The organism is Pseudomonas sp. PDM20 (genome assembly GCF_014852575.3).
Lineage (GTDB): Bacteria > Pseudomonadota > Gammaproteobacteria > Pseudomonadales > Pseudomonadaceae > Pseudomonas.
Map to the genome: position 1 here is coordinate 4,406,368 of NZ_CM181224.1, position 13,977 is coordinate 4,420,344.

Consider the following 13,977-nt stretch of genomic DNA (forward strand, 5'->3'; position numbering starts at 1 on the left):
GGCGCGCAGTTTAAGGGAAAGCGCGGAAAAGTCAGAGGGGTGCGGACAAAGTGCCGGGGCGAGACATTCGTCCGCCTTTGAGCCAGGCAGCCCTGGTGGCGCTTTCACCCCCCGCGCGCAACAGGCTAAGCTACCCGGCAGCGGGCGCGCGCCATCCAGCGCCCACCGATCATCTTCCCGGAAGAGCCATGCGCGGTCGCCTTTTCTCACTGTTTTCCTGCCTGATCCTCAGCCTGTCCGCTTCGACAGCCAACGCAGCGTCCCTGCCCCAGCAGCGCCAGATGTACGACGAGGCGCAGAAGGCCCTGGCGCGCGGCGACAGCGGCCCGTACTTCAGCTACCAATCGGCACTGGCCGATTATCCGCTGCAGCCGTACCTGGCCTACGACGAGCTGACCAACCGCCTGAAAAGCGCCAGCAACGCCGAGATCGAGCGCTTCATCGAACAGCACGGCGACCTGCCGCAGATCAACTGGCTGAAGCTGCGCTGGATGCGCCAGCTGGCCGATCGCGGCGACTGGAACACCTTCGTCCGTTATTACGACCCGAAGATGAACTTCACCGAGCTGGACTGCCTCTACGGCCAGTACCAGTTGGGCCACGGCAACAAGGCCGACGGCTACGCCACCGCCGAGAAGCTCTGGCTGGTCGGCAAGCCGCAGCCCGATGCCTGCGACACGACCTTCGCCCTGTGGCAGGCCGACGGCCAGCTCACCGAGGAGAAGGTCTGGAAACGCCTGAAGCTGGCCGCCGAGAAAGGTAACTACAGCCTCGCCACGGTGCTCTCCAAGCGCCTGCCGACCCTCGGCAGCCAGGGCGCGCTGATGGTCAATGTGGCGCAGAATCCTGCGCAGTTGAGCCAGACCACCCGCTTCGGCGCCCGTGACCACGCCACCGCCGACGTCGTCGGCCTGGGCCTGCGCCGCCTGGCCAAGCAGGACCCGGAAAAAGCCATCAGCCTGCTCGACTACTACAGCTCGGTGCTGCCCTTCTCCAGCGACGAGAAAGTCTCCATCGCCCGCGAGATCGGCCTGAGCCTGGCGCGCCGCTATGACCCGCGCGCGCTGCCGATGATGGTCAAGTACGACCCGCAACTGCGCGACGACACCGTCACCGAATGGCGCCTGCGTCTGCTGCTGCGCCTGGGCCGCTGGGAAGAAGCCTACGAACTGACCCGCGCCCTGCCGCCGTCGCTGGCCGAGACCAATCGCTGGAAATACTGGCAGGCTCGCTCGCTGCAACTGGCGCAACCGCAGAACAAGCAGGCCATCAGCCTGTACCAGCCGGTTGCCGGCGAGCGTGATTTCTACGGTTTTCTCGCCGCCGACCGGATCAACGCCCCCTACCAGTTGAACAATCGACCTGTTTCGCCCGATGCCGGGACGATGCAGCGCGTGCGCAACGCACCGAGCACCCGCCGCGCCCTGGAGTTCTACGCCCGCGGCGAGATCATCAACGCCCGTCGCGAGTGGTACCACGCGGCCCGCCACCTGAGCCACGACGAGCTGCTGGCCCAGGCGAAGATCGCCTACGACATGCAGTGGTACTTCCCGGCGATCCGCGCGATCAGCCAGGCGAAGTACTGGGATGACCTCGATATCCGCTTCCCCATGGCCTACCGCAACACCCTGGTGCGCGAGGCGCGCAATCGCGGCCTGCACTCCAGCTGGGTGTTCGCCATCACCCGCCAGGAAAGCGCCTTCATGTCCGATGCGCGCTCCGGCGTCGGTGCCACCGGGCTGATGCAGCTGATGCCGGCCACCGCCAAGGAAACCTCGCGCAAGTTCGGCATCCCGCTGGCTTCGCAGCAGCAACTGATCGTGCCGGACGTGAACATCCAGCTCGGCGCCGCCTACCTGAGCCAGGTGCACGGCCAGTTCAACGGCAACCGTGTGCTCGCCACCGCCGCCTACAACGCCGGCCCCGGCCGTGTGCGCCAGTGGCTGAAGGATGCGCGTCACCTGGCCTTCGACGTCTGGGTCGAGACCATTCCGTTCGACGAGACCCGCTCCTACGTGCAGAACGTGCTGTCCTACGCGGTGATCTACGGGCAGAAGCTCAACGCGCCGCAACCCATCGTCGACTGGCACGAACGCTTCTTCGACGAGCTCTGATCCCTCCCCCGCCCGGCACCGCCGGGCGGTCTTCATCCCCTCAAGGAAAAGGAAATTCCATGCGCCAGTCGCTCCTCTCCCTCACCGTCCTGGCCGCCGGCCTGCTCAGTGCCGATCTGGCCCTCGCCGCCTGCGAGAAACCGCGCAACGCCTTCGACAGCGTGTACTGCCTGAGCACCGAATACGCCCAGGTGGACCGCGAGCTGAACAATGAATTCGGCACCCTGCGCAAGATGCTCAACGACGGCCAGAAGGCCGCACTGAAGAAGAGCCAGATCGCCTGGATCAAGGACCGCGACGCCCAGTGCAGCTACGAGCGCGACGGCGGCTATTTCGTCAACCTGCAGTGTGCCGTGGACAAGACCAACGAGCGCCTGGTCGTGCTGCGCGAGCGTGAGCGCGAGTGCCAGAGCACCGGTTGCGTCGACAGCAAGCTGTAAATCCCGCGTCATCCGGCGCGCCCGTCCGGGCGCGCCGCCTCAGCGTCATTCCAGCGTTATTCCAGCACTTCCACCGGCATGCCCAGTTTCAGCTCGCCACGGTTCTCCGCCAGCAGATTCTGGCCGAACAGAGCCTCGCCATTGACGTTGCGATAGCCCAGCAGGGTCGCCAGCGGCTCGCGGGCGGCATCGCGCTCGCCGGTGTGCGGGTCGATGGTGGTAAGGATGCAGCGCGAGCAGGGCTTGGCCACCTTGAAGGTGACGTCGCCGATGCGGATGCGTTTCCAGCCGTCTTCGGCGAAGGGTTCGGCGCCGGTGACCACCAGATTCGGGCGGAAGCGCAGCATCTCCAGCGGGCGACCGACCTTGGCCGACAGATCATCCAGCGAACCCTGGCCGATCAGCAGCAGCGGGAAGCCATCGGCGAAATGCACGTGCTCACCGGGTTCGGCGTAGGCGGTATCCACCTGGCGCGCGCGCTGCTCGGGCATCTGCACCAGGCGCACGTCGCGGCCGAGGAAGCTGCTCAGCCACTGTGCCGCCTCATCGCCGGCGTCCGGCACTTGCAGCATGTCGCGCCAGATCAGCACGCCGCGCAGGTTGGCGTCGCTTTCAGGCACTGACACGAAGATATCTTGCATTCCCGGCGCACGCAGGCGCAGACCATGGAAGTCATCCTGCCAGCGCGCCTCGATGCGGCCCATCTGCGGCAGCAGGCGCTGGGTCAGGAAGCGGCCATTGGACGCCTCCACCACCATCCAGCGTCGATCCCCTTCCAGGCCCAGGGCGTCCAGGCGGACGGACTCCAGGGGCTCGTAGCCGGTGGACTTGACCGGGTAGCGGTAGAGCTCGCTCAGGCTGTACATCGGAAGCTTCCTTTCATGCAGGCGGAAGCGACCTTATACGGCGAGGGACGGGCGTCTAGCAATGGGGGCGCATTTGTCGCGGGCATGGCCCGATCCTACGAAAGCGACGCGGGGCTCACCCTGCAGGAGCGGGCCATGCCCGCGGACCGTCGGCAAGGCCGACGGTCAGGCATTGCGATCAGGCGGGGACTTTCTGCAGCCGACGACGCACCACTTCCACCAACTGGTCCGGCTGGAATTTGGAGAGGAAGTCGTCGCAGCCGACCTTCTTCACCATGGCATCGTTGAAGCTGCCCGACAGCGAGGTGTGCAGCACCACGTAGAGGTCACGCAGGCGCGGGTCGTTGCGGATCTCGGTAGTCAGCCGGTAGCCATCCATCTCCGGCATCTCGGCGTCGGTGAAGACCATCAGCAGCTTGTCTTCCATGTCGTGGCCTTCGTCGGCCCAGCGCTTGAGCTGCTGCAGCGCACGCAGGCCGTCAGTGGCCACATGCAGGCGCAGGCCGAGCTGGCCGAGCGTGTCGCGCAGCTGGGAAATGGCGACGCTGGAGTCATCCACCACCAGCACTTCGCGACCACGGGTCTGGCTGAGCAGCTTGTCGTCCAGGCGGTCACTGGAGACGCGGGTGTTCATCGGCACGATCTCGGCCAGCACCTTTTCCACGTCGATGATCTCCACCAGGCGGTCTTCCACCTTGGTGATCGCCGTCAGGTAATGCTGGCGGCCGGCGCCACCGGGCGGCGGCTGGATCGACTCCCAGTTGAGGTTGAGGATGCGCTCCACCCCGCCCACCAGGAAGGCCTGCACCGAGCGGTTGTACTCGGTGACGATGATGGTGCTGTTGGCATCCGGAGTCAGCGCGCGCATGCCGATGGCGCGCGACAGGTCGATCACCGGTAGGGTCTGGCCGCGCAGGTTGATCACCCCGCAGATCATCGGGTGGCGCTGCGGGATCAGGGTCAGGCGCGGCAGCTGCAGCACTTCCTGCACCTTGAACACGTTGATCGCGAACTGCTGCCGCCCGGCCAGGCGGAAGACCAGGATTTCCAGGCGGTTCTCGCCTACCAGTTGGGTGCGTTGATCGACAGTGTCGAGAATACCGGCCATACCTGCTCCAGATTCGGAATGAGTCGTGCGGGAACGCTATCGGCCGCATCTTGCGGAACAAGATACTGGCCGTGCGCCATCATGCACGACTTGCCCGATCCGGGCCAGACCGATCAGCCCTTCGGCGCGCCGAGCAGCCCAGTGGCGGAGAGCAGCGGCGAATCCGCCGGCAGGTGCATGGAGAGTGCCGCCGGGCGTACCTCGAAGCGCAGCTTGCGGCCCTCCAGGGGTTCTCCGTCGAGGTTGACGTCCAGCCCCTCGCGGGCCTCCACCTCGACCCAGGGCACCCGCGCGCGGATGAATACATCCTGAGTGCCGAAGCCACTGCCGAGCAAGGCACCCAGCGTGCCAACCATATCCTGCGGGGTCGGCAGGATGCTCACGTCCAGCAGCCCATCGTCCGCCGTCGCCTGCGGGCAGAGCACGTGCCCGCCACCTGCCTGCCGCCCGTTGCCGATGCCAAGGGCAAGGAACTCGCCTCCCCAGCTGAAGTCCGGCCCGGTGAATCGCCCCTGCGCCGCGTGCACCTCGGAGAAACGCGTCAGCCCGGTGAGCAGATAGGCCGCGCCGCCGAGCAGCTTCTTCAGGTCTTCCGGGGTATTGGCCGTGACCTTCGAGCCAAAGCCACCGGTAGCCATGTTGAGGAACATCTGCCCATCCACTTCGCCCAGGTCGATGGGCCGTGCCGGCACGTCCAGCAGCGCCAGCGCTGCAGCCGGCTCCAGCGGCACGCCGGCGGCGCGGGCGAAATCATTGGCGGTACCCAGCGGCAGGATTGCCAGGCTGGCCTTGCCGCCGGCCTGGGCCAGCGCCTCGGCGACATCGCGCACGGTGCCGTCGCCGCCGCCGGCGATCAGCGTCGTGTAGCCCGCCGCCAGCCCCTCCTCCACCAGCCGCCGGGCGTCGCCGCCCTCCCAGGTCACCCTGACATCCAGCGCCCGACCCGCCTCGCGCGTGGCCAGCACGGCGGCGCGCACCTCGTCGTTGGCGGCTTGCTTGCCATGCAGGATCAGCAGGTATTTCGAGCCATTCATCATCATTTCACCGCCCAGTTGCCATCAATCAACGGCCCACTCGTACCAACCTCTCAACGGAAACATCACCGAATGGACAACACCTACAAGGAAAACAGATGAATCCGAGCCCTAGGAGTTCGACCGCTTGGATAACCTTCCGGTTTGATTTATCCCTCAGAGAATGTAGGAAAAGTTATGAGCCAGTATGATTCAGACGATGCGCGTCTCAACAAATCCCGCGGCCGGCGCGCCACGGCATTCAGTATCCTGTCCGCCTTCAGCCTCCTCATGGCCGCTGCGTTCGCCGAGCCGATGCAGGTCAAACTCGGTATTCCCAGCCTGGGTACCTACATCCTGGCCGGCATAGGCGCAGCGCTGACGCTTCTGCTGAACTTAGGCACCGATCACGAGTCGCTCAGCCACAATATCCTCAAGAAACTGGCTATCGCTTACACGGTGACGCTGGTGCTGCTCAATGCCGCCCTCTCGTACTTTGCGATTGTCGATGCCGGCGGGATCAACCAAACGGCAATGGTCTCCATCGGGCTCTTCCTGCTCATCATGATCGCCGCCCTGCTCTGTCTGAAGTGGCTGATGAAACTGGTCGGCAACACACAAACCTCGTAACTCCCTCCCTCACCTGGGGTAGCCGGTAATCTCCCGGATGCTCTGGTACAACGGCTTTAGCTGCTTGTACATGTGCTGGTAGACCTCGCTGTACAGCCGCTCGTAGGTGCGCTGCGCCTCCGGGTTCGGGTGGAAGACATCGCCGACGCGGGTCATGGCGGCGATGGCGCTGGTGAAGTCCGGATAGAGCCCCAGCCCCACCGCGCAATCGATGGCCGCGCCCAGGCCGGATGCCTCGTAGACGTGCGGGCGCTCCGCCGGCAGGCCGAAGATGTCGGCGGTGAGCTGCATCGCTGCGTCACTCTGCGATCCGCCCCCGGCCACGCGCAGGCGCTGGATGCGGGTGCCGGAGCGCTTCTCGATGCGCTCCTTGCCCTGACGCAGCGCGTAGGCGAGGCCTTCGAGGATGGCGCGGTAGATGTGCGCGCGGGTATGCACGTCGCCGAATCCGATGATCGAGCCCTTGGCTTCCAGCCCCGGCTCGCGGATGCCCGGCGTCCAGTAGGGTTGCAGCATCAGGCCCATGGAGCCGGCGGGCACGCTGTTGACCAGTTCGTCGAACAGCTTCTCCGGCTCGACGCCCAGCTCCTGCGCACGCTGCATCTCGCGCAGGCCGAACTCGCGCTTGAACCAGCTGACCATCCAGAAGCCGCGGTAGATCATCACCTCGGTGTTGAAGTGATCGGGAATCGCCGCCGGGTACGGCGGGATCAGCGGGATCGTTTCCAGGTAGCGCGAGCGGGTGGTGTTGATGGTCGCGGTGGTGCCGTAGGACAGACAGGCCACAGTCGGGTCGATGGCGCCCGCGCCGAGCACCTCGCAGGCCTTGTCGGCGCCGGCGGCGATCAGTGGCAGGCCTTCGGGAATCCCGGTCAGGCGGCTGGCCTCGGCGGTGATCTCACCGAGCTTCTCACCCGGCTTGAACAGCTCCGGAAGCTGCTCGCGGCGCACGTCCAGCACCTGCCACTTCCAGTCACGCGGCGCCGCCCATTGCAGCTTCTTGTAGTCGAACGGCAGGTAGGCAACGCTGCAGGCGACCGAGTCCACGTAGCGTCCGCACAGGCGCTGGGTGAGGAAGCCCGAGAGCAGCAGCACCTTGTGCGTGCGCTGGTGGATGTCCGGTTGCTGCTGGGCGACCCAGTTCACTTCGGCCTGGGTGCGGAAGTAATCCACTGCGCCCTGCGCGCCCACCAGCTTGAACAGCCAGCCCCAGGGCCCCTTGATCGACCCTTCCAGTTCGGCGCGGCGCTGGTCCAGCCAGATGATCGCCGGGCGCAGTGCCTGGCCGGCCTGGTCGACGTGGATCACCGTGCCGCGCTGGGTCGTCAGCGAGACGCCACAGATGCGGCTGCGGTCAATGTCCACGCTGGCCCACAGCCGCTTGCAGGCTTCGCCCAACTGTTCCCAGTAGTAGTCCGGGTGCTGTTCGGCCCAGCCGGGCTGCGAGGAAAAATAGGCTTCCAGCTCGACCTTGCCCTTGCCCACCAGGTTGCCCTGGAGATCGAAGAGCAGCGCGCGCACGCTCTGGGTGCCGTTGTCGATGGCCAGCAGGTAGTTCTTGTTATCCATGGGGCTCTTGGTCAATGAGACGTCGGTCAGATTGGAAGGCTGTAGCAGCGACGCCACAGCGCCAGATAGTCCTGTTCTTCACGTTTCCAGCGCGGGTCGTCCCAGCCCAGGCGTGGCTGGCACAGCGCGCGAATTCTCGGCAGCTCGTGGGCGCCGCCGTCGGCCAGCAGCAGGCCAACGCGGGTACGGCGCAGCAGCAGGTCGTCCAGATGCAGCACCAACTCGCCTTCCGCCGCCCAGGCCAGTTCGGCCCAGAGTGAATCGGTATGGCCGATGCACTCGCTGCCCACGGTTTTCAGTACCCGCGCCAGCTCCGGCAATGCGCGGCCATGACGACCGCGCAGACGGGTCTGTTGCGGCGGAGTCAGCCCGGGTAGATCCACTGCGTCGACAGGTTCGAAGACCTGTTCTCCCACCGCCTCCAGCGAGCGCTCCAGCATCGGTGCGCAGGCGGCGAGCACTTCCAGCGCCAGCAGGCGGAAGGTCGTGAGCTTGCCGCCGGCCAGGGTTACGCAGCCGGGCTCGACCCACAGCGCATGTTCGCGCTTTTCATCCGAGGGCTTGAGCGACGGTGCGCCATCGCTGACCACCGGGCGCACGCCGGCCCAGGTGGAGCGCACGTCCGCCGCGCTGATCTGTGCCGACGGAAACTGCTGCGCGCAGGCCGCCAGCAGGTAATCCACTTCCTCGCGGCTGATGGCCGCGTCGTCGTCCAGCGTGTCGCGGTGATCGAGGTCGGTGGTGCCGACCACGGTCGCGCCTTCCCAGGGGAAGACGAACACCGGGCGTTTGTCCTGCCCGTGCATGAAGCTGAAGGCGTGGGCAACCGGCAGGCGCCAGGCCGGCAGCAACAGGTGACTGCCGCGCAGCGGGCGGATGTGCTCGCTACTGTGTTTCTGCCGCAAGGCATCGGCCCAGGCGCCGGTGGCCAGGGCAACGGTGCGCGCACGGAAAGTGAAGCGTTCGCCACTCTCGCTGTCCTCGGCGACCAACCCCTCCACTCGACCGTCGCCGCGATCCAGCTCGATCACTTTCAGGCCGTTCAGCGCTTCGCCGCCTTCAGCGCGAGCTTCTCCGAGCACGCGCATCACCAGGCGTGCGTCGTCGGTAACTGCGTCCTGGAAGCGCGTGCCGCCGAGCAGGCGATCTTCCCTCAAGCCCGGCGCCAGGTAACGCAGCTCTTCCAGGCGATAGAACAGATGATTGCGCCGCCCCGCCAACGCGTCGTAAAGCGACAGCAGCGTGCCGAACACGCGCGGGCCGGGGAAGCCGCCCTGATAGTGCGGCATGATGAAGCTCAGCGGATCGACCAGCCCCGGCGCCTCGCCCAGCAGACGCTGGCGCTCGCGAACCGAGTCGCGGGTCAGGCCGAACTGGCCCTTGGCGATGTAGCGCAGGCCGCCATGGACCATCTTCGACGAGCGACTGGAGGTGCCCCAGGCGAAGTCGCGCTGCTCGACCAGCAGGCAACGCCAGCCGCGCCGTGCGGCTTCACGGAGGATGCCGGCACCGGTGATGCCACCGCCGACCACAATCAGGTCCCAGTCGCGCTCCGCCAGATCCGGCAGCGCCTTGGCGCGCCACGTCGCATTCCAGCCCATGGGCTCAGTCCTGCAGCAGAGTGCCGGGGTTCAACCGGCCGGACGGGTCGAAATGCCCGGCCAGCGCCTTGATCGCGGCCATGCCCAGCGGGCCCTTCTCCACCGGCAGATAGGGAGCGTGGTCCTTGCCCACGCCGTGCTGGTGGCTGATGGTGCCGCGATTGTTGGCGATGGTCTGGCTGGCGGCGTGCTTGAGCTTGCGCCAGCGCTCGTGGGTTTCCGCGTAGCTGGCCGCCGGGCGGAACACATAGGTGGTGTAGATGCTCGAGCCCTCGCCGTAGACGTGGGACAGGTGGGTGAACACGTGCACGCGCTCGCCCTCCGCGGCCAGGCCATCGCGCAGGCTGGCTTCGATGCGGTTCAGCAGGTTGTCGACGTTGGACCAGTCGGTGGCGGTTTCCAGGGTGTCGACTACGTAGCCGTTCTCCCATAGCGCCTCGCGCAGGTAGGGGAAGCGGAAGCGGTTCTGCGCCCACTTCCTGCCCAGCAGGGTGCCGGTGAACACGCCGCCGAAGGCCTTGAGAATTCGCCGCGCGGCTCGCAGCGAAGTCGCGTTCTGGGCACGGTCGCCGGTGACGCCAAAGGTCAGCATGCACTTGCCCTCGGCCGCACCGCGCAGCTTCAGGTAGCGCTCCAGCCAGGCGATCTGCCCCGGATGACCGGCCAGCGCGAGCTGGGTGGTGGTTTCCACGGCGTTGGACAGACGCAGCATGGACAGCGGTACACGCGCCTGCACCAGGGTACGGATGCCTTCCAGCGCCTGCTCCCACGACGGCAGGAACACCGCGTAGAAGCGCTCGTCCTCGGCGATGCGCGTGACTCGCACCTTCACCGACGACAGAATGCCGAAGCGGCCTTCGGAGCCCATCACCACTTCGCGCAGGTCGGGGCCGGCGGAGGATGCCGGGAAGGTCGGGATGTCCAGGCTGCCGGCGAAGGTTTCCAGGGTGCCGCCAGCGAACAGTTGCTCGATGCGCCCGTAGCGCAGCGACTGCTGACCGCTGGAGCGGCTGGCGACCCAGCCACCGAGGGTGGAGAGCTCCCAGGACTGCGGGAAGTGGCCCAGGGTATAGCCACGGGCGCGCAGCTGGCTTTCCACCTGCGGGCCGTTGGCGCCGGGGCCGAAGGTGGCGATCAGGCTCTGCTCGTCCAGCTCCAGCAGGCGGTTCATGTGCTCCAGGGAAACGGTGAGCACCGCCTTGTCGGAGGTTGGCGGGTTGATGTGGCCGGCCACCGAGGTGCCGCCACCGTAGGGGATCACCAGGCAGTCCCAGAGCTCGGCGAACTTCAGCAGCTCGCGGATCTGCTCGGCGGTCTGCGGGTAGGCCACGCCATCGGGGAACACGCCGAACTCGCCTTCGCGCATCGCCAGCCAGTCCGGCAGGCTCTGGCCACGGGCGTGCAGCAGACGGTCGCGGGCCTCGCGCACCACCAGCGGATGCTCGGGCAGGCGCGAGGCCGGCACCTTGGCCAGCACCTGTTCCAGCGTCGCGTCCGGCAGCGTCAGGCCGGGGCCAACCAGTTCGGCGAGAAAATCACGCCCGTTGCCGGGCAATTCCACCACCGTCGTTTCTTCACCCCAGCCGTTCCAGCGTCGCATGCCCGCTCCTTCTTGTTCAGGGTCTGAACCCGCTAATTCGATTGCTATTTCGGTGCCGCTTGATGGCTGCCTATACTAGCCAGCCGCCCTGCCCTGTCACTGTCGGATCAAGACAGGCGCAGTTGCCGATCGAGACACCAAAGAACAAGAACTCACGCCATGCATTCCCTCGGCTACACATCCGTCCCCGCACTGCTGAAATACCTGCGCCACGCCGAGTCTATCGGCATGGACCTGGACATCGCCCTCCAGGCGGCGGGCCTGGAACGCTCGCAACTGAGCGACAACAGCCAGCGCCTGCCCAGCGAGGCCCACGAGCGCCTGCTGCAGCACCTGTGCGCGCACTCGGGCGATCCATTGTTCGGCCTGCACTCGGCGCGCTTCGTGCAGCCGGGCTCGTGGAGCGTGCTGGGCTACATCACCATGAACTGCGCCAATCTGGGCGAGGCCATGGGCCGCATCATTCCCTACGAGAAGCTGGTCGGCGACATGGGCGTCAGCCGCCTGGAGCCAGGCGAAGACCACATCAAGCTGATCTGGAACTGCCGCCACGAGGCCGCGCAGATCCGCCGGCACATGGTGGAAAACGTACTGGCTTCCTGGCTGCTTTATGCGCGCTGGATCGCCGACACCAACGGCTCGCCGCAGGAAGTCTGGTTCGAACACGCGCAGCCCGAGGGCGCCGACGTCGCCGAATACGAGCAGCTGTTCGGCTGCCCGGTGCGCTTCGAACAACCCTTCAGCGCCCTGCTGGTGCCCTTGCAGTTGCTCAGCTACCCGCTGCGCCAGGCCGACGCCAATCTGCTGCGCACCCTGGAAGAGCACGCCCTGGCGCTGATGGCCGAACTGGACGACGACGAGCCGCTGCCGCTGCGGGTGAAGAACGCCCTGCGGCTGCTGCTCAAGGACGGCCTGCCGCGCAAGGAGCGCGTCGCCGAGCGCTTCGAGATGACCGTGCGCACCCTGCAGCGCCACCTGCAGCAGGCCGGCACCAGCTACCAGCAGATCCTCGATGAACTGCGCCAGGAACTGGCCGAGCATTACCTGGTGCACAGCGACCTGCCGATCCAGGACATCGCCCAGTACCTGGGCTTCACCGAGTCGCGCTCGTTCCACCGCAGCTTCAAGGGCTGGACCGACCAGACGCCCGGCGAGTATCGCCAGCAGCATAAAAAAACGCCGGTCTGAGACCGGCGTTTTTCATTGCGTTCCTGGCGCTCAGTCCAGCAGTTCGCTGAACGGAATGAAGGTCAGCCAATCGCCTTCGGCCAGCGTCATCCCCTCGCGCACTTCCGCCAGCCCCTCGGCCCAGGCGGCGCTGCGCAGCACACCGGAGCTCTGGTTGGCGTAAGGCACCGCACGGCCATTCTCCAGGCGCGCGCGCAGGTACTCGCGGCGGTTGCCCGGCTTGGTCCAGTTGAACCCAGCCGGCACCTGCAGGCGCAGCGGCTCGACCTTCTGCATGCCGAGGCGACGCATCAGGTACGGCCGCGCCAGCAGCGCGAAGGTCACCAGGGTGGAGGCAGGATTGCCCGGCAGGCCGATCACCGGCACCTGCTGGTAATGGCCGACGGTCAGCGGCTTGCCCGGCTTGATCGCCAGCTTCCACAGCGCCAGCTCGCCGGCTTCACGCAGGGCCGCACCGAGGAAGTCCGCCTCGCCGACGGAGACGCCGCCGGTGGAAAGGATCAGGTCCACGTTGGACAGGCCGGACAGGGCCGCACGGGTGCGCTCCAGGTCGTCCGGGAGGATACCGGCGTCCACCACCTCACAACCGAAGCGCTGCAGCCAGGTGCGCAGCAGGTGACGGTTGCTGTTGTAGATCTGCCCGAGCGCCAGCGGCTTGCCCGGTTCCACCAGTTCATCGCCGGTCGACAGCAGCGCCACGCGCGGACGACGACGCACAGTCAGCTCGGCCTGGCCGAGCGATGCGGCCAGGCCGATCTCGATCGGGCCCAGGCGCGTGCCGGCCGGCAGCACACAGTCGCCCTTGCGGGTTTCCTGGCCTTGCGGGCGTACGTGCTGACCTACCTTGAGCGCTTCGAGGAAACGCACGCGGCCATCTTCCAGCACCTCGACGTTTTCCTGCATCTCGACGCAATCGGCGCCGTCAGGCACCGGTGCGCCGGTAAAGATGCGCACGCAGGTGCCCGGCAGCAGCGGCTCGCCCGCCTGCCCGGCGAAGATTTTCTGGCTGACCGACAGCGGCTCGCCCTGCCAGTCGGCCTGGCGCAGTGCATAGCCGTCCATGGCGCTGTTCGGCCACGGCGGCAGGTCCAGCCCGGCGAGCAGCGGCCCGGCGAGCACGCGGCCGTCCGCTTCGCTCAGCGGCAGGTCTTCGGTATCGAGGATCGGCGACTGTTCCGCCAGGCTCAGCAGGCGCGCCAGGGCGTCCTCGACCGGGAGCAGGCCGGGTTTGTCGCAGCAGCTCATCCGCGGCTCTCGCAGGGCGCCGCCTTCTTCAGGTGCGGCACGAAGTTGCACGGGCGGTGGCTGGCGTCCAGTTGCTCGCCGAGGATGCCGTCCCAGGCGGTGCGGCAGGCGTTGGTGGAGCCCGGCAGGCAGCAGACCAGCGTACCGTTGGACAGGCCGGCCAGCGCGCGGGACTGTACGGTGGAGGTGCCGATATCGGCCACGGAAATCTGCCGGAACAGCTCGCCGAAACCGTCCACCACCTTGTCCAGCAGGCAGGTCACGGCCTCCGGGGTGCTGTCGCGGCCGGTGAAGCCGGTGCCGCCGGTCACCAGCACGACCTGCACTTCGTCCTCGGCGATCCAGGTCGCGACCTGGGCGCGGATGCGGTAGAGGTCATCCTTGAGCAGGACGCGGGCGGCCAGGTTATGGCCGGCGGCCTTCAGGCGGTCGACGAACAGCTGGCCGGAGGTGTCGGTTTCCAGGGTGCGGGTGTCGCTGACGGTGAGGACGGCGATGTTCAGCGGGACGAATGGCTGCTCGGCCTTGTGGCTCATGATGAGGGCCCTTGCTTGTGAGGTTGGAATGCGCGGTGTTATATCACAGGCCCGCCCCGGAGACCCT

The 13,977-nt window shown here is 66.8% G+C and carries 12 protein-coding genes; 4 read left to right on the forward strand and 8 right to left on the reverse strand.

The genetic code is table 11. The annotated features are described in order from the left end of the window. The first annotated feature begins 188 nt into the window (after positions 1-188). Together IB261_RS20070 and IB261_RS20075 are read left to right on the forward strand one after the other, a co-directional pair. Positions 189-2,114 (forward strand): transglycosylase SLT domain-containing protein, encoded by a 1,926-nt coding sequence (locus tag IB261_RS20070; RefSeq protein WP_151187752.1) that lies wholly within the window; start codon positions 189-191, stop codon positions 2,112-2,114. Positions 2,115-2,173: 59 nt separating this feature from the next. Then, on the forward strand, positions 2,174-2,554 hold the full coding sequence (locus tag IB261_RS20075) for a lysozyme inhibitor LprI family protein (RefSeq protein WP_151187753.1): 381 nt from the start codon (positions 2,174-2,176) through the stop codon (positions 2,552-2,554). A 56-nt stretch (positions 2,555-2,610) separates the two neighbouring features. Here the strand turns inward: IB261_RS20075 and IB261_RS20080 are convergent, their stop codons facing one another. The 3 genes from IB261_RS20080 to yegS all read right to left on the reverse strand — a co-directional run bounded on the left by IB261_RS20080 (position 2,611) and on the right by yegS (position 5,562). After that, entirely contained in the window at positions 2,611-3,420 is an 810-nt protein-coding gene (locus tag IB261_RS20080; RefSeq protein WP_192381299.1) for an MOSC domain-containing protein, read from the reverse strand. Between the two features lie 178 nt (positions 3,421-3,598). Then, a complete protein-coding gene (locus tag IB261_RS20085) occupies positions 3,599-4,528 on the reverse strand; it encodes a chemotaxis protein CheV (protein WP_151187754.1) in 930 nt (309 codons plus the stop codon). Positions 4,529-4,641: 113 nt separating this feature from the next. Then, the gene (yegS, locus tag IB261_RS20090; RefSeq protein ID WP_192381298.1) at positions 4,642-5,562 is read right to left on the reverse strand and encodes a lipid kinase YegS; all 921 of its coding nucleotides are present in this window, start codon (positions 5,560-5,562) and stop codon (positions 4,642-4,644) included. Positions 5,563-5,739: 177 nt separating this feature from the next. On the opposite strand from yegS, the gene IB261_RS20095 reads away from it, so the two are divergent. Beyond that, positions 5,740-6,171, forward strand: a complete 432-nt coding sequence (locus IB261_RS20095) for a hypothetical protein (protein WP_192381297.1) — start codon at positions 5,740-5,742, stop codon at positions 6,169-6,171. Between the two features lie 9 nt (positions 6,172-6,180). On the opposite strand, the gene IB261_RS20100 is transcribed toward IB261_RS20095, so the two are convergent. The 3 genes from IB261_RS20100 to IB261_RS20110 are packed head-to-tail and all read right to left on the reverse strand — an operon-like array spanning position 6,181 to position 10,941. Further along, a complete protein-coding gene (locus IB261_RS20100; RefSeq protein WP_192381296.1) occupies positions 6,181-7,740 on the reverse strand; it encodes an FGGY-family carbohydrate kinase in 1,560 nt (519 codons plus the stop codon). Positions 7,741-7,766: 26 nt separating this feature from the next. Continuing rightward, positions 7,767-9,341, reverse strand: a complete 1,575-nt coding sequence (locus IB261_RS20105) for a glycerol-3-phosphate dehydrogenase/oxidase (RefSeq protein WP_192381295.1) — start codon at positions 9,339-9,341, stop codon at positions 7,767-7,769. Between the two features lie 4 nt (positions 9,342-9,345). Beyond that, complete coding sequence (locus tag IB261_RS20110) at positions 9,346-10,941, reverse strand: FAD-binding oxidoreductase (protein ID WP_192381294.1); 1,596 nt, start codon at positions 10,939-10,941, stop codon at positions 9,346-9,348. Positions 10,942-11,100: 159 nt separating this feature from the next. Between IB261_RS20110 and gliR the strand changes: the two genes are divergently transcribed. Beyond that, positions 11,101-12,129: an AraC family transcriptional regulator GliR gene (gliR, locus tag IB261_RS20115; protein WP_192381293.1), complete on the forward strand. Its 1,029-nt coding sequence runs from the start codon at positions 11,101-11,103 to the stop codon at positions 12,127-12,129. A gap of 30 nt (positions 12,130-12,159) precedes the next feature. Here the strand turns inward: gliR and IB261_RS20120 are convergent, their stop codons facing one another. After that, positions 12,160-13,374, reverse strand: coding sequence for a molybdopterin molybdotransferase MoeA (locus tag IB261_RS20120; protein ID WP_192381292.1), 1,215 nt, complete (start codon positions 13,372-13,374; stop codon positions 12,160-12,162). Continuing rightward, a complete protein-coding gene (moaB, locus tag IB261_RS20125) occupies positions 13,371-13,910 on the reverse strand; it encodes a molybdenum cofactor biosynthesis protein B (protein WP_081519428.1) in 540 nt (179 codons plus the stop codon). The genes IB261_RS20120 and moaB overlap by 4 nt, the downstream gene beginning before the upstream one ends. Positions 13,911-13,977: the final 67 nt, after the last annotated feature.